General features: G+C 67.0%; 21 protein-coding genes, 1 tRNA gene and 1 other RNA gene. 15 read left to right on the forward strand and 8 right to left on the reverse strand.

From position 1 onward, the window contains the following. Positions 1-31 precede the first annotated feature (31 nt). The 3 genes from GD606_RS01655 (at position 32) to GD606_RS01665 (ending at position 2,240) form a co-directional block, all read left to right on the forward strand. Positions 32-697, forward strand: a complete 666-nt coding sequence (locus tag GD606_RS01655; protein ID WP_163302186.1) for an L-threonylcarbamoyladenylate synthase — start codon at positions 32-34, stop codon at positions 695-697. A gap of 36 nt (positions 698-733) precedes the next feature. After that, on the forward strand, positions 734-1,516 hold the full coding sequence (locus GD606_RS01660) for a substrate-binding domain-containing protein (protein ID WP_163302187.1): 783 nt from the start codon (positions 734-736) through the stop codon (positions 1,514-1,516). 61 nt (positions 1,517-1,577) lie between these two features. Continuing rightward, the gene (locus GD606_RS01665; RefSeq protein WP_163302188.1) at positions 1,578-2,240 is read left to right on the forward strand and encodes a flavodoxin family protein; all 663 of its coding nucleotides are present in this window, start codon (positions 1,578-1,580) and stop codon (positions 2,238-2,240) included. 72 nt (positions 2,241-2,312) lie between these two features. On the opposite strand, the gene GD606_RS01670 is transcribed toward GD606_RS01665, so the two are convergent. Continuing rightward, a complete protein-coding gene (locus tag GD606_RS01670; RefSeq protein WP_163302189.1) occupies positions 2,313-3,305 on the reverse strand; it encodes a glycosyltransferase family 9 protein in 993 nt (330 codons plus the stop codon). Between the two features lie 102 nt (positions 3,306-3,407). On the opposite strand from GD606_RS01670, the gene GD606_RS01675 reads away from it, so the two are divergent. The 6 genes from GD606_RS01675 (at position 3,408) to GD606_RS20365 (ending at position 13,174) form a co-directional block, all read left to right on the forward strand. After that, positions 3,408-3,875 (forward strand): NUDIX domain-containing protein, encoded by a 468-nt coding sequence (locus GD606_RS01675; RefSeq protein WP_163302190.1) that lies wholly within the window; start codon positions 3,408-3,410, stop codon positions 3,873-3,875. Positions 3,876-3,959: 84 nt separating this feature from the next. Then, positions 3,960-5,417 (forward strand): glycogen synthase GlgA, encoded by a 1,458-nt coding sequence (gene glgA, locus GD606_RS01680; RefSeq protein ID WP_163302191.1) that lies wholly within the window; start codon positions 3,960-3,962, stop codon positions 5,415-5,417. 9 nt (positions 5,418-5,426) lie between these two features. After that, positions 5,427-7,382: a 1,4-alpha-glucan branching protein GlgB gene (gene glgB / locus GD606_RS01685; RefSeq protein ID WP_163302192.1), complete on the forward strand. Its 1,956-nt coding sequence runs from the start codon at positions 5,427-5,429 to the stop codon at positions 7,380-7,382. A gap of 51 nt (positions 7,383-7,433) precedes the next feature. Beyond that, a complete protein-coding gene (pdxA, locus tag GD606_RS01690; protein WP_246298923.1) occupies positions 7,434-8,438 on the forward strand; it encodes a 4-hydroxythreonine-4-phosphate dehydrogenase PdxA in 1,005 nt (334 codons plus the stop codon). 12 nt (positions 8,439-8,450) lie between these two features. Next, positions 8,451-11,753 carry a DEAD/DEAH box helicase gene (locus GD606_RS01695; RefSeq protein WP_246298924.1) on the forward strand — a complete coding sequence of 1,101 codons (3,303 nt, stop codon included), beginning with the start codon at positions 8,451-8,453 and terminating at the stop codon, positions 11,751-11,753. Then, the gene (locus GD606_RS20365; RefSeq protein WP_246298925.1) at positions 11,735-13,174 is read left to right on the forward strand and encodes an Lhr family helicase; all 1,440 of its coding nucleotides are present in this window, start codon (positions 11,735-11,737) and stop codon (positions 13,172-13,174) included. Before GD606_RS01695 ends, GD606_RS20365 begins: the two co-directional genes overlap by 19 nt. Positions 13,175-13,202: 28 nt before the next feature. On the opposite strand, the gene GD606_RS01700 is transcribed toward GD606_RS20365, so the two are convergent. From GD606_RS01700 to GD606_RS01730, 7 genes are all read right to left on the reverse strand, one after another. Further along, positions 13,203-13,598 (reverse strand): hypothetical protein, encoded by a 396-nt coding sequence (locus tag GD606_RS01700; RefSeq protein ID WP_163302194.1) that lies wholly within the window; start codon positions 13,596-13,598, stop codon positions 13,203-13,205. A gap of 121 nt (positions 13,599-13,719) precedes the next feature. Next, the gene (gene ispD / locus GD606_RS01705; RefSeq protein WP_163302195.1) at positions 13,720-14,955 is read right to left on the reverse strand and encodes a 2-C-methyl-D-erythritol 4-phosphate cytidylyltransferase; all 1,236 of its coding nucleotides are present in this window, start codon (positions 14,953-14,955) and stop codon (positions 13,720-13,722) included. Between the two features lie 97 nt (positions 14,956-15,052). Beyond that, an RNA gene (rnpB, locus tag GD606_RS01710) (RNase P RNA component class A) lies at positions 15,053-15,425 on the reverse strand. Between the two features lie 74 nt (positions 15,426-15,499). Continuing rightward, complete coding sequence (locus GD606_RS01715; protein WP_163302196.1) at positions 15,500-16,264, reverse strand: zinc ribbon domain-containing protein; 765 nt, start codon at positions 16,262-16,264, stop codon at positions 15,500-15,502. 16 nt (positions 16,265-16,280) lie between these two features. Further along, positions 16,281-17,162 (reverse strand): Nif3-like dinuclear metal center hexameric protein, encoded by an 882-nt coding sequence (locus GD606_RS01720; protein WP_309550376.1) that lies wholly within the window; start codon positions 17,160-17,162, stop codon positions 16,281-16,283. Positions 17,163-17,255: 93 nt separating this feature from the next. Then, a tRNA-Ile gene (locus GD606_RS01725) sits at positions 17,256-17,331 on the reverse strand. Positions 17,332-17,383: 52 nt separating this feature from the next. Then, entirely contained in the window at positions 17,384-18,298 is a 915-nt protein-coding gene (locus tag GD606_RS01730; RefSeq protein WP_163302197.1) for an NAD(P)/FAD-dependent oxidoreductase, read from the reverse strand. Between the two features lie 204 nt (positions 18,299-18,502). Between GD606_RS01730 and GD606_RS01735 the strand changes: the two genes are divergently transcribed. The 6 genes from GD606_RS01735 to GD606_RS01760 all read left to right on the forward strand — a co-directional run bounded on the left by GD606_RS01735 (position 18,503) and on the right by GD606_RS01760 (position 22,553). Beyond that, positions 18,503-18,805 (forward strand): SH3 domain-containing protein, encoded by a 303-nt coding sequence (locus GD606_RS01735; protein WP_163302198.1) that lies wholly within the window; start codon positions 18,503-18,505, stop codon positions 18,803-18,805. Positions 18,806-18,849: 44 nt separating this feature from the next. Continuing rightward, positions 18,850-19,146, forward strand: a complete 297-nt coding sequence (locus GD606_RS01740) for an SH3 domain-containing protein (RefSeq protein WP_163302199.1) — start codon at positions 18,850-18,852, stop codon at positions 19,144-19,146. Between the two features lie 162 nt (positions 19,147-19,308). Beyond that, the gene (locus tag GD606_RS01745; RefSeq protein ID WP_163302200.1) at positions 19,309-20,316 is read left to right on the forward strand and encodes a metal ABC transporter solute-binding protein, Zn/Mn family; all 1,008 of its coding nucleotides are present in this window, start codon (positions 19,309-19,311) and stop codon (positions 20,314-20,316) included. Between the two features lie 107 nt (positions 20,317-20,423). After that, positions 20,424-21,236, forward strand: a complete 813-nt coding sequence (locus GD606_RS01750) for a metal ABC transporter ATP-binding protein (protein WP_163302201.1) — start codon at positions 20,424-20,426, stop codon at positions 21,234-21,236. Next, positions 21,229-22,095 carry a metal ABC transporter permease gene (locus GD606_RS01755; protein ID WP_163302202.1) on the forward strand — a complete coding sequence of 289 codons (867 nt, stop codon included), beginning with the start codon at positions 21,229-21,231 and terminating at the stop codon, positions 22,093-22,095. Before GD606_RS01750 ends, GD606_RS01755 begins: the two co-directional genes overlap by 8 nt. Next, entirely contained in the window at positions 22,092-22,553 is a 462-nt protein-coding gene (locus GD606_RS01760; RefSeq protein WP_163302203.1) for a Fur family transcriptional regulator, read from the forward strand. Before GD606_RS01755 ends, GD606_RS01760 begins: the two co-directional genes overlap by 4 nt. Positions 22,554-22,561: the final 8 nt, after the last annotated feature.

Here is a 22,561-nt window from a genome sequence, read left to right on the forward strand (position 1 = left end):
AGAACGGGGCGTCGAATCGAGGGAAATCATCATGAATTGCGGTCTGGTTCCCGTGGCGGACCTTGAAGGGGCGGGCGACGTCCTGCGCCGGGGCGGGGTGTGCGTCTATCCCACGGAGACCTATTTCGCCCTGGGCGCGGCCGTTTCTTTTCCGCAGGCCCTGGCCCGGGTGGCGGGCATCAAGGGGCGTCCGGCGGGCAAGCCCCTGCCGCTTCTGGCCGCCGACATGGAACAGGTGCGTGGCGTACTGTCCCCGGGTTTTACGGCCTCGGCGGCCTTTGCGGACATGCTGCGTTTGGCCCGTGATTTCTGGCCGGGGCCGCTGTCCCTGGTCGTTCCCACCCGGGAGGATCTGTCGCCATTGGTGAAAGACGCCCAGGGCCGTACCTCCATCCGGGTGACGCCCCATCCCGTGGCCGCCGCCCTGTGTCGTCTGGCCGACTCTCCCTTGGCCGCCACCAGCGCCAACATAAGCGGCCGACCTCCGGCCGCCAATCCTGCCGATCTGGATGCGGATTTGTGCGCCCTGGCCGACGCCGTGGTCGTGGCCCTGCCCGATCCTGCCGGAGGCCCGGCCTCCACCGTGGCTGTGCCAGGCGGCGGCGGCCGGTTGACCGTGGTCCGGCCGGGGGCGGTGACGGCCGAGGCCCTGGTTGCGGCGGGATTCGTATTGACCTTCGCGGCTCCCCAGTCGTAATTTCGCCAAGCGCGTGAAAAGCCTTCGGAACATGGCATGCAAGACAAAAAACAATCCCCCCCGCAACCCGCGCCCCGGGCGAAGCTGATCGTTTTGGCCCTGGCCGTGGCCCTTTTGGGAGGCTGGGCGATGTTTGCCGAAATGAAAACCAAAGACCACGCCGGGCCGCCGCTTCTCGTCTACGGCCCCGGCGGGCCGTATCTGCCCATGCGCGAATGCGCCGAAGCCTTTTCCCGGGAGTTTTCCATCCCGGTTCAGGTGGTGAAAGGGCAGCCGGAGCAGATCGCCGGACGCGTGGCCACGGATGGCGACGTTTATTACGGCGGCGCGCCTTACATGATGGAGGATTTCATCCTGGATTATCCCGGGGTGGTGGACGAGGCGACCGTGCGCCAGCTTTTTCCCCGCCGCATCGGGATCATCGTGCGCCGGGGAAATCCCAAGGGCATCCGGGGGACGGCTGACCTGTCCCGGCCCGGAGTGTCCATTCTGGACGTGGGTCTGGAGAACATGGAGGCCTTTCGCGGGGATGCGCCGGGCGGGACGAAAAATGTCGGCCTGCACGTGACCTCCGGCGAGGAGGGATTTGCGGCCTGGACGGCGCATCCCGAACTGGACGCCTGGGTGACCTACCGGTCCTGGTTCGTGCGCCTGACCGGCGGGGAGGCGTTTGTGCCCATCGACGGCCCAGGCGGGCTTCGCGGCACGCCCGTGGCCCTGACCCGGCGCACCAAGCGTCCCGACGAGGCCAGGGCCTTTGTGGATTTCCTTGGCACGGACGCGGCCCGTCGCATCTTTCAGAAACACGGCTGGGAGTGATCCGCGCCGCAACCATGGTAGGCCGGAGCATGCAGCCGGGGCCGCCGAAACGGAGGGCGACATGAGGATTCTGGGTATCTGCGCCAGCCCCAACGGCAAAAAGAGCCAGACCCGGCGGTTGGTCCAGGGGGTTTTGGACGGCGCGGCCTCCTGCGGCGCACAGGTGGAATTCGTGGACCTGTGCAGACTTAAAATCGAATTCTGCATCGGCTGCCGCAAGTGTTTCGATACGGGGTCGTGTTTTTTTAAGGACGACTATCAGGGGCTTTTGGACAAGATGCTGGCCGCCGACGGCATGGTCTGGGGTTCGCCCAACTATTCCTTCTGCGTCAGGGCCCAGATGAAGGCCTTGATCGACCGCATGGCCGATGTGATCCACCTGCAGTCCTTCGACGGCAAATACTGTTGCGCAGCGGCCACGGGCGGCCGCGACGACACGGTCATCACCCGCTACCTGTCCATGAATTTCCTGGATTTCGGGGCCTACGTCACCGGCACGGTGGGCGCGGTGGTGACCCAGGGGCCGCAGGCCGTGGAGGCGGCGGAACAGACCGCCACCACGCTGGGCCAGGCCCTTTTTGCGGACATCCGCGACAAGCGCGCCTATTTCGACCAGCGCAAGGACATCGACAAAAACCGCCATGAGTTCCAGGCCAAGATACGGGCCGCCAAGGACGTGTGGCGCAACCAGTACGCCTATTGGGAGGCGCGCGGCTGGCCGTGAGGCGGCCGTGGCGCGGCGGGGAGCGGTGACGGCCGAGGCGTTGATGGCGGCGGGATGTGCGCTTGTCCGGGATCAGGGGGTCCGGGGGAAATGATTTTCCCCGGGCGGGGTTCGGGGCGGCAGCCCCGACTTCTTCAGGGCCTCATGCACCCGCTCTACGCTGACACCGGTCAGACACGGCGGCGACACGGGGCAGCCCGGCGCGAAATCCCCTGAAGTCACCTGCACGCACGGGCTGCATGGCATGTCCGCCGTGACCACGGCCATGCCCTCCGGCGCCCATTGTCGGGGCGAGGTGGGCCCGAACACCGACACCCCGGGAACGCCGAGCAGGCCCGCCAGATGCATGGGGCCGCAGTCCGCGCCGAGAACGGCCCAGGCCGGGCGCAGAAGCGCCATGAGTTCCTCGAGACTGTCCGGGACGCGGCGCGGCCACGGCCCGACATCCACGCCGCGTTCCACTTCCGCCGGTCCCAGCACGAAAATCGGTTCGAGACCGGATTTCGCCAGCATCCCGGCCAGCCGCAGAAAATTATCCATGGGCCAGGTCTTTTTGACGTGCCCCGCGCCAGGGAACAGAAGCACGGCGGGCGGGCCTGGTTTTCCCATACCGGCCGAGGGCGTCCGGCCTCCGAAGCGATCCCGGAAGACGGCCAGCCAGTCGTCGCGCCAGGGGATGCCCCGGGCGGCCAGGGCCTCGCGGTAGAGGGCAGAGGGCGGGTCGAAGCGGCCCGGGACCACCCCGGACAGAAACAGGAAGCGCGGGTCGTCCGGGATGTCCGGCCGCCGGAAAAGCCCCGGACGGACCACCAGGGTGTCGGCCAGTGATCCAGGCCAGCGGGGCGCGCCGTACAGGGCATCCAGTTCACGGCAAAGGAGTGGGGGACAGGGGGCCGCGCCCAGGGCCGCGAAAAAGGGGGCATGGCCCGGGCGGGTGCGGAAAAAATGCGATACCGTGCGAAAATGCGCACAAAGGCTGAACGCCGCAGGCCAAGCCGCCAGCATGTCGCCCAGGGCTCCGTTGTGCTCGAAAACGATGCGGCCGAAATCATTCTTGTCAGTCATATTCGTTTGGCGTAACTTTGAAAAAAGGAAAATGAAGGTTTTTGGCCGGTTGCCCCGCAAGCCCCGCCAACGGGCGCCAGGGGTGTCGGCCAGGGAGGCGGCATGCCCTCGACCAAGCCTTGCCCCCACTGCGGCCAGCCCGTGGTGCATTACGCAAATCCTGTGCCCACCGTGGACGCCCTGATCCATATTCCCGGGCGCGGGGTGGTGCTCGTCAAGCGGAAAAACGATCCGCCCGGCTGGGCGCTGCCCGGAGGCTTCGTGGACTACGGCGAGACCGTGGAGGCCGCCGCCATCCGCGAGGCCAAGGAAGAAACCGGGCTGACCGTGGAACTGACCGGGCTTCTCGGGGTCTACTCCGACCCCCGGCGCGACGCGCGGCAACACACCATAAGCGTGGTCTTCACCGCCCAATGCCTGGACCCAGACGAGCTGGCCGCCGGGGACGACGCCGGGGACGCGGAGGTCTTCCCCCTCTCCGGGCTGCCCGAGCCCCTGGCCTTCGACCACGGCCGCATCCTTGAAGATTACGCCCGGTTGTATCGAAAACACAATCCGCGTCCCAGATGATTTTCGGCCTTGTCACGGGACCGGCATGATGCGAAGGATAAAAGGGATGAGGACGCATGGTCGCAGGCCATTTCGGGGAATGTGATGAAGTTTAACCACAAGGTGTTGTTTGTCGCCTCGGAGATGTATCCGTTCTCCAAGACCGGCGGTCTAGGCGACGTCATGGGCTCCCTGCCCGTGGAACTCAAGCGCCAGGGCGTGGACGTGGCGCTGATCTCTCCCTATTACGGCCGCCTGAACACCGGCGACCACCAACTGCGGCTGGTCTACTCCAAATGCCGCGTGGGCTACCCCTGGGCGCCCGTCACCGCCGACATCTATACCGCCACGCACGAGGACGTCCCGGTCTATTTCGTGCAACGCGGGGAATATTTCGACCGGCGCTACTACTACAACACCCACGACGGCGACTATTTCGACAACTGCGAACGCTTCATTTTTTTCTGCCGGGCCACCCTGGCCTGGGCCAGCCGCCTGGACGGGGCCCCGGCCATCGTCCACGCCCACGACTGGCAGGCCGCCCTGGTTCCGGCCTATCTGCATTTTTTGCGACCCGAGGCCCCGTTTTGGCGCAACACCAAGACCATCCTGACCATCCACAACCTGGCCTTCCAGGGTCGCTTCGCCTCCCGGCTCTTTTTCGGGTCGGGCCTGCCGCCCGAGGCCTGGACCATGGACGGCGCGGAATACTGGGGCGACTTCAACCTGCTCAAGGCTGGCATCGCCTACAGCGATCTGGTGACCACCGTCAGCCCCTCCTATGCCCTGGAGATCCTTTTCCGGCAGTGCGGTTGCGGCCTGGAGGGCATCCTCACCAAGCGGGTCTTTAATCTGCGCGGCATCCTAAACGGCGCGGACTACACCGTGTGGGATCCCTCGGGCGACAAGTATCTGCCCTGCACCTACAACCCGGATGAGCTGGCGGGCAAGGAGTTGTGCAAGCGCAACCTCCTGGCTGAACTGGGCATGAAAAAGAAGCTGGCCAAGCGGCCGGTGCTCGGATTCATCGGCCGGTTGCGCCGCCAAAAGGGCATTGATCTCTTGCTCGACATCCTGCCCAGGCTCATGGAGCAGGACATCGGCGTGGTGGTCCTTGGCGAGGGCAATCTCGAATTCGAGGCCAAGCTCCTGGACATGGTGGAGCGCTATCCCGGACGCCTCGGGGTGCGCATCGGCTACACCGAGGATCTGGCCCACCGCATCCAGGCCGCGTCGGACATCTTTCTCATGCCCTCGCGCTACGAACCCTGCGGCCTGACCCAGATCTACGCCCTTCGATTCGGCACTCCGCCTGTGGCCACGGCCGTTGGCGGGCTTCGGGACACCATCGTCCCCTGGCCCGATCCGGCCGCCACGGGCTTCACCTTTGCCGCCGCCGACCCGGACCTGTTTTTTGCGGCCATCCAAAACGCCATCGACGTCTATTCCCGCCCGGACGAGTGGCGGGAGATGGTCGTGCGGGCCATGCGCGCCGACTTCTCCTGGGAGAAGGCGGCCAAGGCCTACATCCAGGTCTATCGGGAACTGGGGGCGGACCTATGAGGACCGGCCATGACAGTCGATCTTACTCCTGTGGCGTCGAGTCCGGTTAACATCGCTGAATTCGACCTGTATCTGTTCGGCAAAGGCCGTCACTTCGATCTCTACCGCGTGCTTGGGGCGCATCCCGATGTCCGCGACGGCCATGCAGGCTATCGTTTCGCCGTCTGGGCCCCCCATGCCCGGGCCGTGAGCGTGGTCGGGGATTTCAACCAATGGTCCCCGGGCCTCCACAAGCTCTATCCCGTGGCCGCCTCGGGGGTGTGGGCCGGATTTGTTCCCGGCGTGCCGCGCGGGGCGCTGTACAAGTTCGCCGTGCGCCAGCACGGCGGGGACATGGCGCTCAAGGCCGACCCCTACGCCTTTTTCGCCCAGTACCGGCCCGAGACGGCCTGCCTGGCCTGGGATCTGGACAATTATTCCTGGAACGACGTGGCCTGGATGCAGGCCCGCCGGGAGCGGGGCCTGCCCATCGACGAGGCCGTGTCCATCTACGAGGTCCATGCCGGTTCCTGGCGTTTCAAGACCGACCAGTACGGCTCGTTTTATTCCTATCGGGAACTGGCCGAGACCCTTCTGCCCTATGTGGCCGACCTGGGGTTCACCCACATCGAGTTCATGCCCCTGGCCGAGCACCCCCTGGACGAGTCCTGGGGTTACCAGACCGGCCACTATTTCGCCCCCACCTCCCGGTTCGGCCAGCCCGAGGATCTCAAATTCTTCATCGACGCCTGCCACAACCGGGGCGTGGGCGTCATCCTCGACTGGGTGCCCGGGCATTTCCCCAAGGACGCCTGGGGACTTGGCCGCTTCGACGGCACCGGGCTCTATGAACACGAAGACCCACGCCAGGGAGAGCACCCGGACTGGGGCACCTACGTCTTCAACTTCGCCCGGCACGAGGCAAGGAATTTCCTTTTGGCCAACGCCCTCTACTGGCTCAAGGAATTCCACATCGACGGCCTGCGCATCGACGCCGTGGCCTCCATGCTCTACCTGGACTATTCCCGGCAGGACGGGGAGTGGGTGCCCAACGAATTCGGGGGCAAGGAGAACATCCCGGCCATCGAGTTTCTGCGCGACCTCAATACCGTGGTGCATGAGCATTTTCCCGGCGCGGCGGTCATCGCCGAGGAATCCACCTCCTGGCCCGGGGTGTCGCGGCCGGTCTACGCCGGAGGACTGGGGTTCACTTTCAAGTGGAACATGGGCTGGATGAACGACACCCTGTCCTATTTCGCCAAGGAGCCCATCCACCGCTCCCACCATCAGAACAACCTCACCTTCTCCATGCTCTACGCCTTCCACGAGAATTTCATTCTGCCCCTGTCCCACGACGAGGTCACCCACGGCAAAGGGGCGCTTTTGTCCAAGATGCCCGGGGACATGTGGCGGATGTTCGCCAATCTGCGGCTTTTCTACGCCTACATGTGGGCCCATCCCGGTAAGAAGCTCTTGTTTATGGGCGGCGAGTTCGGGCAGTGGCGGGAGTGGAGCTCCCGGGAGCCCCTGGATTGGGCGCTTCTGGATTTCCCCACCCACCAGGGGATCATGGCCCTGGTGCGCGACCTCAACGCCTTCTATCGCCGCACCCCGGCCATGCATGTCCGGGACAACGATTGGACGGGCTTTGAGTGGGTGGATTTGACGGACTACGCCTCTTCGGTCATCTCCTTTCTGCGCAAGGCCCCGGACGGCGCCCAGATCCTGTGGGTGTTCAACTTCACCCCCGTGGTCCGAGAAAAGTACTGCGTGGGCTGCCGCGCGCCGGGATATTGGCGGGAGCTTTTCAATACCGACGCCGCCTGTTTCGGCGGCTCAAACGTCGGCAATGCCGGAGGCGTGCAGGCCCGGCCTTCGGCCCTTGGCGGCTGGCCCCATTATCTGGAGTTGACCCTGCCGCCCCTGGCCGCCCTGGCCCTGACCCCGGAATCCGGCCCGGCGCAGGCCCCGGGCCCGGCGTCCTAGACCCTTTTTCCCTGAGGCATCCCGCTTGTGTGGGCAAAGGAGCATGTTGCCATGGAGCGAGCCCGCATGAAGACCGTGCTCATCACCCTGGGCGATTCCAACGGCCTGGGTCCGGAACTGGTGTGCCGCCATTTTTTGGAAGGCGCCAGTCCCGTGGACGGCCGCTATCTGCTTATCGGGCCGGAAACGGCCCTTACCTGGCATGTGGCCCGCCTGGGCGGGGGACGGTTCTGGGAGCGCCTGGCCGCCCCGCAACAGGCAGCCTCCCGGGACGCCGGGGTGTACCTGTACGTGCCCGAGCGGCTGGAGGGCATGGCCGTTTTGCCGGGGGTGGAGAACGTCAGCGGCGGACTGGCCGCCGGACTTTCCCTGGACGTCGCCTGCGACTTGCTCATGGGGCGTCTGGCCGGGGCCATCGTGACCGGCCCCTTGAGCAAGCTGGCGCTCAACCGGGCCGGGTTCGCCTTCCCGGGACATACCGAGTTTCTGGCCGAGCGGGCCGGAGTCGGCCCCGAAGGGGTGTGCATGCACCTGTGCGGGCCGCGCCTGCGGGTCAGCCTGGCCACCACACATCCGCCCCTGCGGCAGGTTCCGGACCTCATCACCCGTGAGCGTATCCTGACCTGCCTGCGCCTGACCCACGGCTTCGTCACCGCCCTGGGCCTGAAAACCCCCATCGCGGTGTGCGGGGTCAATCCCCATGCCGGGGAGGGCGGGCTGCTTGGCCGGGAGGAGATCGAGGTGGTGGAACCGGCCATGGCCGAGGCCCGGGGCGAGGGCATCGACGCCGTGGGGCCGCTTCCGGCGGACACGGTTTTTTTCCGGGCCGCCGCGGGCGAATTCTCCGCCGTCCTGGCCATGTACCACGATCAGGGTCTTGGGCCGCTGAAGCTTCTGCACTTCCACGAATGCGTCAACGTGACGCTGGGGCTTCCCTTCATCCGGACCTCCGTGGGGCATGGCACGGGGTTTGGGCTCGTGGGCACGGGCAAGGCCGACCTGGGCAGCTTCCGGGCGGCGGTGGAGTTGGCCCGGACCCTTCTGGCCGCCGGGTAATCCGCCGTCGCCATGTCATCCCTCGACCTCTTCGACCCCCTGGTCGCGGCCTGGTTCCGGGAGCGGCTGGGGACGCCCACGGCCGTGCAGGCCGAGGCCTGGGAGCGGGTGGCCCGGGGCGAGCATGTGCTGGTGGCGGCCGAGACCGGCAGCGGCAAGACCCTGGCCGCCTTCCTGCATGTCATAAACTCCCTGTTGACCGGCGGGATGCCCACGGGCGGGCTGCGGGCGTTGTATGTCTCGCCGCTTAAGGCCCTTGGCGCGGACGTGCGCGAGAACCTGGCCGGGCCCCTGGCGGAACTGCGCCGTCGGTTCCAGGCCGCCGGACGGGCTGTCCCCGAGGTGCGGGTCATGACCCGCAGCGGCGACACCCCCCAGTCCCAGCGGCGCACCATGGCCCGCCGTCCCCCCGAGATCCTGGTCACCACCCCGGAAAGCCTGCATCTTCTGCTCACCTCCCTTGGCGGCCGGGCCATGCTTGGCGGGGTGCGGCTGGTGATTCTCGACGAGATCCACGCCGTGGCCGGAAACCGGCGGGGGACGCTTGTGAGCCTTGGCGTGGAGCGGCTGGCCTTCCTGTGCGGGGAGTTCCAGCGGGTGGCCCTGTCGGCCACGGCCAGGCCCGAGGAGGTTCTGGCCCGGTTCGTGGGCGGCTACCGGCTCACGGGCGATGCGGGGCATCTTGCGCATACGCCGCGTCCCGTGTCCGTGGTCCGGGGAACCCCGGTCAAGCCGCTGACGGTGACGGTGCGGGTTCCCGAGCGCACAGGCGAGCGCACCCCGGGGGATTTTTACGAGCCCTATGCCGCTGCCTGGCGGGAGATGCTTTTCGCCAACCGGACCACGGCCTATTTCATCGACAGCCGCCGGTTGTGCGAGAAGGTGGCCAGGCTGATCAATGCCGAGGCCGATCCGCCCCTGGTCTATCCCCACCACGGCTCCCTGTCCCGGGAGGTGCGCCGGGCCGTGGAAAAGCGCCTCAAGGCCGGGACGCTGCGCGGCGTGGTGGCCACGGGGTCGCTGGAACTGGGCATTGATGTGGGCGATCTGGACGCGGTGGCCCTGATCCAGACCCCGCCGTGCATTTCCGCCGCCGTGCAGCGCGTGGGCCGCTCGGGGCACCGGGTGGGCGCGACGCGCCAGGGCGTTTTTTTTCCGCTGTCCGACCTGGAGACCGCCCTGGCCGGGGTCATGGCCCGGGCCGTGGCCGCAGGCGACATTGAGGACATCTCCGTGGTCATGCGGCCGCTCGACGTCCTGGCTCAGGTGATCCTGTCCATGACCGCGCACGAGGCCGTGTCCGTGGACCGGTTATTCGAGCAGGTACGCTGCGCCGCCCCCTATCACGATCTGCCGCGCCGCCAGTTCGACCTGGTGCTTTCCATGCTGGCCGGGCGCTACGGCGAGTCCCGGCCCCGGGAGCTGGCGGCCAGGGTGTTCCACGACCGGGTGGCGGGCACGGTGCGCGCCCGGCCCGGGGCGGCGCTGGCCATTTACGCCTCGGGCGGGGTGATTCCGGATCGGGGCACATTTACTGCCCGGGTGGCCGGGGAGGGCCCGTCCCGGGGGGTGGTGGCCGAACTGGACGAGGAATTCGTGTTCGAGGCCAGGCTGGGGCAGGCCTTTGCCGCAGGCGGCCAGGGCTGGCGCATCGAGCGCATCACCCCGGCCGAGGTGCTCGTGTCCCCGGCCCCGGCCGCGTCTGCGGCCCCGCCGTTCTGGCACGGCGATCAGCGGGGCTGGGACGCCCATTTTGCGTCCCGGGTGGGGGAGTTCTTCCAGTGGGCCGAAGAGCGCCTGGGGCGTGGGGCCGGTGCGGACGATCCGGACTTTCTGGCCGATCTGGCCCGGGACTATCACCTGGAGCCCCATGCCGCCCGGGTGCTGGCCGGGGCCCTGGCGGCCCAGCGGAAGGCGACCCGGGCCCCCCTGCCGCATCCGGCCCACATCGTGGTGGAGCATACGGCCACGGGCCCGGGCGGCGTGCCCGGGCGGCAGACCATCCTGCACATGCCGCTTGGGCTTCGCGTCAACCGGACCATGGCCCTGGTCCTGGAGGCGGCCTATGCCGACAGGCTGGGGCAGGAGGTGCGCAGCCACGCCGCCAACGAGGGCGTGGCCCTGGTCTGTCCCGACGCATCCGGCGACATGGATGCGCAACGGCTTTTTTCCCTGGTGTCCCCGGCCGACGTGGAAGGGCTTTTGCGGCGCAGGCTGGAGGGCTCCCAGGAGTTCGGCGCGGCCTTTCGCGAGGCGGCCTGGCGTTCCCTGGTGCTTGGCCGGTCGAAGATCGGCAGGCGTATGCCGCTTTGGATCACCCGCCTTGCGTCCCAGAAGCTTTTTGCAGCGGTCAGGGATCTTGCGGATTTCCCCCTGGTCATCGAGGCCTGGCGGACCTGCCTGACCGAGCGTTTCGACGTGCCCGGGCTGGTGCGGGTGCTGGCGGGTCTGCAAAGCGGCGGGGTCGCCTGGACCGAAACCCGCACCGTGCTGCAAAGCCCCCTGGCCCGGGACATGGTTTGGCGGGTGGTGGCCGGGTTCATGTACGCCGGGGATCAGTCCGGCTCTCCGGCGGCCACGGGCGTCTCCCCGGATCTGGTGGCCGAGGCGGCGGTCGATGCCGCGCTACGGCCCCAGGCCACGGCCGAGGCGGTCGCGCGGCTGGGGGAGCTTGTGCGGCGCACGGCCCCGGGGCATTCCCCGGGGAGCGGCGAGGAGCTTTTGCAGCATGCCGTGGAGCGGCTGGCCATCCCCCTGGGCGAATGGCAGGCGCTATTGCAGGCCATGTCCCGGGATCACGGGCTTTCCCCGGGAGATCTGGAGCGCCAGCTTTCGGACAGGCTGGTGCGCATCCCCCTGTCCGGGGGCGAACCCCGGGCCGGGATGCTGGTTGTGGCCGTGGAGAATCTGCCCCGGCTACGCGCAGCGCGGATTTTGGACGGGCCGCCCGCTGCCCCGGTTTTGCCATCTGCGCCGGATGCTGACGAAACGCCCGATCTGGCTGATTTGCCAGAGCTGTCCGAGCTTGATGACGCGCCGAATGCGGAGGATACGGCCATAGAGGTGCTGGCCGAGTGGCTGCGTTTTTACGGTCCCGTGGACCCGGATTTTGCCTCCCGGACCCTGGGGCTTGCTCCCGGACGCGGCCAGGCGATGCTTTCCGCCCTGGTACGGGATGGTTCGCTGGTGGTCGGGCGGCTGGTTTCCGGCGGCGGCAGCGGGGACGTGTGCGACACGGCCAATTTCGAACGCCTGCTGCGCCTTGGCCGCTCCCTGGCCGCCCCCGGGTGCGGGCCGTGCCCCTGTCCCGGTTGACGCCTTTTCTGGCCGCCATCCAGGGGGTTGCCCCCAGAGGCGAGTCCGCCGAGGCCCTTTTCGAGCGGCTGCGGCGGCTGACCTGCCTGTCCCTGCCCGCCAGCCTGTGGGAGGCCGAGGTGCTGCCCGCCCGGATGGCCGGATATGCACCGGAGATCCTGGACGAGGTGTTGCGGCACGGGGGCCTGTCGTGGCGGGGAAGCGGCCCGGAGCGCGTGAGCTTTGCCTTTCCCGGCGATCTCGATCTGCTTGTGGCGGACGACGGCCGGGACAGGCCCCCGGTTACGCCCGTGGAAGCGTCCGGGGATATGCCCGGGGATACGCCTGGAGATTTACCCGGAGTTCTGCCCGGGGTTCTGTCCGGAGATATGTCTGACGGGCTGGACGCGCTTTTCCCCGATCCCCTGGCCGCCTATGATTTTTCCGCGCTGCTGCGCCGCTCGGGGCTGCGTCCGGGGGAGTTGGCCGCCAGGCTGTGGGCGGCGGTGTGGCGCGGGGAGGTGGAAAACTCTGCCTTTGAGGCCCTGCGCCACGGCCTGCATCACGATTTTCGGCTACCGGAACTGTCCGTCGGGGGGGCTGGCGGTGGGTCCGGCGGCGGGTCCGGTCGGCCGCTGGCGGGACTGCCGCCGGGGCGCACGGCGCTTCCCCGGGCTGGCCGGGAGCGGGTCAGCCGGGGACGGCAGGCCTGCTGGCGTGCAGCCATGCCGCAAACGGGGATGTGGCGGCGCGTGGCCCCGTCCCCGGCCGCACAGGACCGGCTGGAGGCCGAGGAACAGGCCCGGGAGCGGGCCCGGCTGCTTTTGGACCGCTACGGTGTGGTTTTTCGGGACATGCTGGTCCGGGAGTCGGGGCCGTTTCAGTGGGGGGCGGCGTTTCGGGCCCTGCGGCTTCTGGAACTGTCGGGGGAGGCCGTGTCCGGACGGTTTTTCGACGGCCCGGCCGGGTTGCAGTTCCTCTCCCACCGGGGGCTGGCGGTTTTCAGGCGGCTGTTCGGCGCGGATGCGGATGGCCGCGGCAGTGCCGCCCCGGGCCGGGATGTGTTTTGGCTGTGCGCCCTGGACCCGGCCGCGCCCGTCCTGGCCGGACTCGTCCTGCCCGGGGAGGGCGCGCCCCGAAGGCCGCCGCGCCGGGCCGAGGGGACGCATCTGGCCTTTTGCGGCGGGGAGCTGGCGCTTGTCTCCGAGGGCCGGGGCAAGGATCTCTTCATCGGCCCGGGGCCGGACGATCCCGCCACGCCGGAGCTTTTCGCGCCCCTGGCGCATCTGCTGACCCGGCGTGAAAAACCCGTCCGGCGGGTGGCCGTGGTTCGCATAAACGGCCGACCCGCCGCGACAAGTCCCTATCGCCCGGCGCTTTCGCGGGTGTTCCAGGCCACGGCGGACCACAAGGGCTTAAGCCTGACCCTGGGCCAGTCCTGATCCGCCCGCGTCCGGCGCGGCCCGGGCCTTACGGCTGTCTGCCCTGGCCGACCCGATCCGGGGTGGGGTACATCTTGGACTCGGTCTTGTCCGGATTTTTTTCCAGATGCCGGTAACGGTTCACGGCCACCCCGGCGAACCGGCCGATGATGGCCGACAGGTCCGAGGCGGTCCACATGGCCTCAAATTCCGGAAATTCCTGCAAACGGGTGCTGGCGGCAAAGCCCTTGTCGTCCACCGGGGCCAGGGTCAAGTCCTCGTAGGCGGCCGGGAACCGTCCCTCGAACACCTTGGAGAGCAGGTCGGCCATGGCGTAGCCGAAAAATTTGCGCACGTCCTCGGTGGATTCGGCCAGGCCGAGCTTGAGTCGAAAGGCGGGGAGCAGATCGTTTTCGATGCGGGTGAAGGAATGTTGCCTGGACATGAACACCTCCTGGAAAAAAGGTTGTCCTTTGGCCGAAACGTACCACGCATTCGCCGGTCAGGGTAGTCGACAGGATATTTCTTTTCCGGAAGCGGTGAAAAACCCGGGGCAGCAGGGAAGATCAGGCCGGGCGCAGGACCGTGGCCAGGGCCACGGCTTTGATGCCGCGTTTTTCCCCGGTAAACCCCAGTCCTTCCTCGGTGGTGGCCTTAAGCCCCACCCGGGACGGGTCAAGCCCCAAAAGCGAGGCCAGGTTGCGCCGGATGTGCTCCCGGTGGGGGGCGATCTTGGGGATCTGGGCGATGATGGTGGCGTCCACATGGACCAGGGCCATGTCCGCCCGGGCCAGTTTCATCAGCACTTCGCTTAAAAATATGCCCGATTCCAGGCCGGAGAGGGCCGGGTCCGTGTCCGGGAAAAGCGTCCCGATGTCTCCCAAGGCCAGGCAGCCCAGCAGGGCGTCGGTTATGGCGTGCAGGAGCACGTCGCCGTCGGAGTGGGCCAGGACCATGGGGCCGCCAGCGATGGGGACGCCGCCGAGCTTCATGGGCCGGGCGTTGGCCGCCGTGGTCTCGTTTGGCCCGGCGTAGCGATGCACGTCGTAGCCGTGGCCCACCACGGGAATGCGCGGCGCGGCAGGGGGCGTGCGCCGGGAGAGCAGGGCCAGATCGGCGGGATGGGTGACCTTGGCGTTGTCCGGCGAGCCTTCCACCACATGCACGGCAATGCCGATGCGCGAGGTCATGGAGGCGTCGTCCGTGGCCGTGAATCCATCGGCCCGGGCGGCCTCGTGGGCGGCCAGAAGGGAGGCCAGGGCAAAGCCCTGGGGGGTCTGCACGGCCACAAGCTCCTCCCGGGGCAGGGTCTCCAGGGCCATGCCGTCCGGGGACACCCGGGTGATGGTGTCGGTGACGGCCACCCCGGGGACGACCGCCGCGTGGCCGGACATAAGGGCCTGGACCACCCGGCCGACCAGGGCCGGGTCGGCGAAGGGCCGGGCCGCGTCATGGACCAGGACGTGGCGGCAATCGGGGGGCAGGGCGGACAGCCCGGCCAGGACCGAGTCCTGGCGGCGCGCCCCGCCGGCCACGGCGACCAGCGGCAGTCGCAGGCCGTCGTCTGCGGCGCATTGCCGGGCCAGGGCCGTGGCCTCGTCCAGACGGTCAGCGGGAAAGACCAGCACCAGCCCGGCCAGGGCCGGACAGGCGGCCAGGGCCTGGGCGGCATGCCAGAACAGGGGACGACCGGCGAAGGTCAGAAACTGCTTGGGGGCGCTGGCCCCGGCCGCAGCCAGCCGGGAGCCGTTCCCGGCGGCCACGATCACGGCCCAGACATTCGGTTGGGGCGTATTGGACATGCTCGGGTTCCTTTCGGGCGTTGCCTGCCGTGGGGCCCATGGGGCCGTGTGGGACTGGATGCGCCGCAGGACGGCGGGCGCGTCCTGCGGAAAAAAAGAAGGGAGTCGGACGATAAGCCGGGTTTTGTTCCCCGGGAGACCCGGGGCGGCCATCATTCCTCTAGGACCGGAATTACTCCCGGCCTCAAGCAACCTACCCGGGGGCATCGGCCGGGCCAGCCTCAAACGCCCCCCTATTTGGTTTTGCTCCGAACGGGGTTTGCCTAGCCGGTCGCGTCGCCGCGACCGCTGGTGGGCTCTTGCCCCACCGTTTCACCCTTACCTGCGAGGTCGAAGCCTCGCGGGCGGTCTGTTTTCTGTGGCGCTTTCCAGGGATCGCTCCCTCTGGGCGTTACCCAGCGTCCCGCCCTGCGCAGCCCGGACTTTCCTCCCCGGACGCACGCGTCCGCGGCGATGGCCTGTCCAACTCCCAAATCGTATACATAATGCCGCAACCCGGCCCGGTCAAAAAAGCCCGGCGGCGGGTCGCCAAGGCCGCCCGGGGCTAGGCCTCCTGGGCTGCCTCGGCCGGGGCCGTTTCAGCGGGTTCCTCGGCGGGCACATGGTTGCTCCAGTAGATCAGGCGTTGGCAGTTGGGGCAGCTTAAAATCTGCACGCCCTTTTGCAGTTCGATAAACGACTGGGGCGGAATGCTGATATGGCAGCCGGAGCAGATGCCGGCGGTGACCGGGACGATGACCGGGTTTTTCAAGCGCGAGCGGATGAATTCATAGCGTTTGAGCACCGGAAGGGGCACGGCGTCTCCGGCCTGGCCGCGCAGGGAGGCCAGTTCGTCCAGACGGCCCTTGGCGTCGGACATGCGCGCGTCGAGCCCGGCCTTGGCCGTATCCAGTTCGGCCATAAGCGCGGACAGGCGCTCGTCCAGGTCGCGGCGGGCGTCGAGCTGGCGCGAAAGCTCCTCGCTGACGGCGGACTTTTCTTCCTCGCGGGTGCGGTTCTGTTTTTCCAGATTGTCCATCTCCCGCATCATGGCGTGGTATTCTTTGTTGTTGCCGACCATCATGAGCTTGTTCTTGCTCTTTTTCAGGCGCAGGGAGTCGGTCTCGATTTCTCCGTCCAGGCGCTTTTGCTGTTCGGTCAAAAACTGGATTTTCTCGCCAAGGACGCTGCCTTCCTCTTCGAGAACCTGCAATTTGGCCTCCAGAGTGGAGACCTCCTTGGGGGCCGTGGTGAGTTCTTCTTCAAGCAGGACGATTTCGTCGTCGACCTTTTGCAAAACCACCAGTTGTTCGATTTGTTTCATGTACATGGCACGCTCCAAACGGTTATTCCGGCTTGCGCCACGTCTGTCCGCCCACAAGACAGGGGGCCAGGGGGTCGCGTCCGGGAAAATGTCGCACCTCGACCCCCAAGGGGCCGAGTTCTTCCGCAAAAGTGTCGGCCAGAAGCCGCATCATCCGTTCTTCCAGGCAAAAGTGCCCCACGTCCAGCACCGGGATGGGGGCCTCCAGGGCCTGGTGATATTTGAGATCCCCCGTGACCAGGATGTCCGCCCGGGCCTTTGCGGCCGCCTGGGCCAGATCCGACCCGGAACCGGGGCAGAAGGCCACCCGGACGACGTTTTCCGGGGGACGTCCGGCCAGGGTGAAAAACGTCCGTCCCGTCAGCCCGGCCAGGGTGTCTAAAAATTCCCCGTAGGGCAGGGGGGCGGGCAGATCTCCGGCCAAGCCGAATCCCATCTCCCTCAGGCCGTCCGGCAGGCGGGCCGGGTCGGCGTGCCCGGGCAAGGGGCCGGTCGGTTCGAGGACGCAGACGTTTTTCAGGCCGAAATCCCGCATCGGCCATCCGGCGGGGCCGTCCGGACGCACGTCCAGCGAGGTGTGGGCCGCGTACAGCCAGGCCCCGCTGGAAAGCGTCAGGCGCAACACCTCGTGGTAGGCGTCCCGGCGGTCGGGAAGACGGGGGGCAAGCAAAAGGGGATGGTGGGTCAGGATGAAACGGGCGCCCCAGTCCAGGGCAGCCCTGACCGTGGCCGGTGTGGGGTCGAGGCCCACGGCCAGCTTGTCACAGGCATCGGCCGATCCGGCGATCTGGATGCCGCATTTGTCCCAGGCGGCGGCGTGGCGCGGATCGGCGGCGCGTTCGATGCGGCGGATGATTTCGGCTATCTGCATGCGCGAAAACAAAAGGCGCTTTCCTGTGGACACACCTCAAGAAAGCGCCTTTTCACTCCGTAAGGCCGCATCCGGCCTTTTTTCGATTCGGGTCTGGGAGAAACGATGCGCAATGGTTTCCCTTTCTGGTGGGCCCACCAGGATTCGAACCTGGGACCTGCCGGTTATGAGCCGGTGGCTCTGCCAACTGAGCTATAGGCCCGATGAAAATGTCTTGTGGGAACTTGGTTTTTTAGCACCGGTATGCTACGTCGTCAAGATTTTTCCGCCTTGCCGACCTTGCCCGTCTCTTTGAGATAGGAGATGGCCGACTTTCCGGCCTTGGCCCCCTCGCCCACGGCCACGCTGATTTGCAAGAACCTGCCCACGCAGTCGCCCGCGGCGAATATCCCGGGAACCCCGGTTTTCTGGTCATGGTCCGCGTCGATGAAGGCCCCGCGCAGCGGCAGTCCCAGGGTCTTGGCGAAGTCCAGGGCCGAGGCCTGGCCCATGGCCACAAAGATGCCGTCCAAGGGCACGTCCTGGCCGTCGTTGGTGTGCGCCGTGGTCAGGGCCGGTTCGCCGGACAGGGTTTTCAGCGTCTCCTGGCGCACCGCAATGCCCGCCTGGGCCAGGCGTTCGGCGAATTCCCCGCTCATGCTGGGGGCCTTGCCCTGGGTGTAGATGGTGACCTTTTGGGTGAAGGTGGTCAGTTCCAGGGCCTGGTTGGCGGCGTAGTCGCCCTCGCCGAGTACGGCCACGGTCTTTCCACGGTAGAAAAACCCGTCGCAACTGACGCAGTAGGACACCCCCTTGCCCTCGTAGTCCGCGATGTTGGTGATGCCCGGGCGGACCCGGGCCACGCCTGCGGCGATGACGATGCTGTCGGCCGCGTATTCGTTCTTGTCGGTTTTCACCGTAAAACCGCCAGCGTCCCCGTAGTGGGCCCCAAGCACGCGCTCGCAGCGCAGGCTGGCCCCGAAGCGCCGGGCCTGAGCCGCGCCGCGTTCGATCAGTTCCTTGCCGGTGATGGTCTCGGGAAACCCGAAATAGTTGTCGATGTCGTAGTCGCCCGCAACCTTGGGGTCGCATCCGAGGACCAGGGTGCCCACACCGGCCCGGGCCGTATAGATGGCGGCCGACAGTCCGGCCGGACCCGCTCCGATGATGAGGCATTGTGCATGTTCCATATCGCTCTCCAGGAAAAAAGTTTCAACTGGTCAGTTAGGTCCGGTCAGGGGGACAGTCAATCCCGACATTCGGCAATTCCTCATTTTTTATGGACAAAAGATATGATTGCGCTTAACCTGTAACACACTGGAATATGTCGGGCGGCCTGCCTGTGTCGCGCATGGCGGCCGCTCCTGATGGCGAGTATCCAAGGAGGTCTGGAGATGAAAACCGTCAAGATATTGCTTGTCGCACTGGCGTTGAGCGCGGGGTTGGCCGGATGCGTGGTCGCAGTCGATCCGCCGCCGCGTTCGGTGGTGGTGGTGCGCGACCCCTACGCCCCGGTGCGCACGGTGAGCGCCAGCGTCAATCTGCGGACATGCCCCTCCACCTCGTGCGGCGTGATCATGACCCTGCGCAAGGGGGACAACGTGCGGGTGATCGGCCGCGACGGCAGCTGGGTCAACGTGGTGGTCATCGGTCCCGAAACCGAGGGCTGGATGTCGTCCAACTACCTGTTCTGGTAATGACCAGGCGCCCCGCGCGCCGCTCGATCCAAGGAGATGCCGCTATGGTTCTGCGTAACGCGATGATCTGGTTCTGCCTTGTCCTGGCGGCGGTGTTCGCCGCAGGGTGTCAGGTGCGCGTCGAGGGTCCGCCCCGATCCGAGGTGGTGGTTGTCGAGGAGGTCCGCACGGTGCGCGGCACGGCCGAGGTGCGCACCTGCCCGAGCATGTATTGCGACGTGCGCATGACGGTCTATCGCGGCTGGCAGGTTCGGGTGCTGGGCTACCGGGACGGCTATGCCGAGGTGGCCGTGGTCGATACCCACGTGCGCGGCTGGATACTCACCCGGATGCTGTATTGATCATTCGACCCTGCGTCTTTCTTTGTGGGCCGGGTTTTTCCCGGCCCTGTTTTTTTCTTGGGCGTCCAGGGTCCGGCCTTGATCTTCCGGGTCGATTTGGCTAGCACTCCCTGAATGCAACTGAGTTGCATGACACGAGTCCGACAACCCGGAGGAATCTTCATGAAACGACTTTTTTGCGTGATCGCGTCCATTGCCGTCCTGGCCCTTGGCAGCCTTCCGGCCCTGGCCGCCCCCCTGCCCGTCACCGTCAGCATCGCCCCCCAGGCCTACTTCGCCAAGCGCATCGGAGGCGACAGGATCGCCGTCACGGTCATGGTTCCGGCCGGGGCCGACGCCCACACCTTCGAGCCCAAGCCCAGCCAGATGGCCGCCTTGCAGAAGGCCAGGCTTTATTTCGCCGTGGGCATCGACTTCGAAAGGGCCTGGCTGCCCCGGTTCGCCGACGTCAACAAGGCCATGACCATCGTCGAGACGGACAAGGATATCGTCAAAATCGCCATGACGCCCCACTCCCACGACCATGACCACGACGCCGCCGAGGCTGGTCATGATCATGACCACGACGCGGACAAGCCTCAGGCCGGTCACGGGCACGACGCCGCCAAGTCCGAGGCTGCGGCCGCCGCCCCGGCCGGTCATGAGCACGGCCACGAGGACCACGGACACCATCATGAAGGCCTGGACCCGCATGTCTGGCTGGGGCCGTCCCAGGTCAAGATCCAGGCCACGGCCATGCGCGACGCCCTTATCGCGGCCGACCCGGCCGGGGCCGACGCCTACCGGGCCGGATACGAGTCCCTTTCCGCCGACATAAGCGCCCTGGACAAGAAACTGCGGGCCGCCTTCGCCGCCGTCCCGGAGGGGCAGCGGAAATTCATGGTCTTTCACCCGGCTTGGGGGTATTTCGCCAAACAGTACGGTCTGACCCAGGTTCCAGTGGAGAGCGAGGGCAAGGAGCCCGGCCCGGCCCAGCTTGCGGCCCTCATCGACGAAGCCAAAAAGGATGGGGTCCGGGTCGTTTTCGTCCAACCCCAGTTTTCCGACCGCAACGCCGAGGTGGTGGCGAAGGCCATCGGCGGTTCGGTGGTTGGCGTTGATCCCCTGGCCGAGGACTGGCTGGCCAACATGGAGAAGGTGGCGGCGGCCTTCCAGGCGGCCATGAAATAAACCCGGCGCATCGAAAATCCGGGGGGGCTCTTGATATGGGATTCCAAAGGGCGAAGCCCTTTGGCCGCCGGAGGCTTCCCGCAACGACGCAGAAACAAGGAATCAGAATGCCCGAACCCGTTGTGTCCGTTGCCGGGGTATCGTTCGCCTATGACGGCCAGGAAGTTCTTTCGGGCGTGGATCTGACCGTGGCCCGGGGGGATTTTCTGGCCGTGCTCGGCCCCAACGGCGGCGGCAAGACCACGCTTTTGCGCCTGATCATGGGCCTTTTGCAGCCCGGGAAAGGGCAGGTGCGCGTTTTCGGCCACGACCCGGCCCGGGCCCGGGGCCGAATCGGATATGTGCCCCAGCAGGTGGCCGGGGGCATGCTGCGGCGGGACTTTCCGGTCACCGTGCGCGAGGTGGTGCTCATGGGGCTTCTGGGCCCCGGGCGCATGGGCGGGCGGCGCGGCTTCTGGTGGAGCGCGGCGGACAAACGGCTGGCCGAGACGGCCCTGGCCCGGGTGGAGATGGACCGCTACGCCGCACGCCGCTTCCCGGCCCTGTCCGGCGGGCAGCAAAAACGGGTGCTCATCGCCCGGGCCCTGGTGGCCGATCCGGAGCTTCTGATCCTGGACGAACCCACGGCCAACATCGATCCCCAGGGCAAGTTCTGCTTCCACGAGGTGCTCTCCCGGCTCACCCGGGACGTGACCACCATCGCCGTCAGCCACGACCTGAGCTTGCTCACCGCCGGGGTCACGGCCGTGGCCTGCGTCAACGGCGCCCTGGCCTATAACCCGGCCCCGGAACTGACCCAGGAGATGATCGCGCTGATCTACGGGGTCCACAGCCATCGCTGCCCCATGGACGCGTTTATCCGGGGCATTCCCTCCATGCTCGACCTGCGTCGCGCATCCCTCGAGACCCCCCATGCTTGACGCCCTGTCCTTCGAGTTCATGCAAAACGCCCTTTTGGCCGGGCTTCTGGCCTCGGTGGCCTGCGGCGTCATCGGCGCCCTGGTGGTGGTCAACCGGCTGGTGTTTCTGGCCGGAGGCGTGGCCCATGCGGCCTACGGCGGGGTGGGGCTGGCCTTTTTCCTGGGGCTTCCGGTGTTGCCCATGACCTTCGGCTTCACAGTCGTCTCGGCCCTGGCCATGGGCACGGTGACGCTTCGCCGGGCCGAGCGGGCGGATACCATGGTCGGGGTCATGTGGGCCGCCGGGATGGCCCTGGGGATCATCCTCATCGACCTGACCCCGGGCTACAACACGGATCTCATGAGCTTTTTGTTCGGCTCCATCCTGACCGTGCCCGGGGCGGACATCTGGCGCATGGCCGTCATGGACGTGGTCATTTTGGGGCTGACCCTTTTGTATTACAAAGAACTGGCGGCCATGTCCTTCGACCGCGAGTTTTCCGAGGTGCGCGGCGCGCCCGTGGTCTTTCTGCACTATCTGCTTCTGGCCATGACCGCCGTGTCCGTGGTCATGCTCATCCGGGTGGTGGGGCTGATCCTGGTCATGGCCCTTCTGACCATCCCGCCGTATCTGGCCGAGCGGCGTGCGAGCTCGCTTTTGGGCATGATGGGCCTGTCCGCCCTGTGCAGCATCATCTTTTGCGCGGCGGGACTTCTGGTCGCCTACCGCTTCGACCTGACCTCCGGGGCCTCCATCATCGCCGTGGCCGTGGCCGCTTTTTTTGCCGTGGGCCTTTTCGACGCTCTCCGGGCACGTCTTTCCGGTAGGGCCGGGCGGGGCGGACGTGACGGGGCCCGGGAAAACGGGGGAGGGGCATGATGTCCGACGCCAAGTTCCGGGACATCCTGCGTGAGGTCGGCATCGAGGCCACTCCCATCCGGTTGGCGGTCCTGGCGGCCATGGCCGAAGAGGGACGGGCCGTGAGCGCCATGGAGATTGTGTCGGCTGTTCGCCGGAACCGCCCGGCCAACAAGGTCACGGTTTACCGGGCGCTCGATCTGTTCGTGGAGAAGGGGGTGGCCTTACGACACGCCCTGGAGGACCGGGCCTTTCGCTACTGTCTGGGCGCGGCCCACCACTCGGCCTTCCATTGCCATGTCTGGTGCCGCCTGTGCGGCCGCATGGAATGCGTGTCCGAGACGGCCGTCGGGCTCGGCTCGGGCGAACTCGGGGAACGCCTGGGCATGGAGGTCACGGGCGTGGAAATACGCATCGACGGCATCTGCGGCCACTGTCGCCGGGCCGGAGAGGGAGCGCCCTCCCGGCCGTCGCATTGACGCCCACG

It is taken from the genome of Desulfolutivibrio sulfodismutans DSM 3696, assembly GCF_013376455.1.
GTDB lineage: Bacteria > Desulfobacterota > Desulfovibrionia > Desulfovibrionales > Desulfovibrionaceae > Desulfolutivibrio > Desulfolutivibrio sulfodismutans.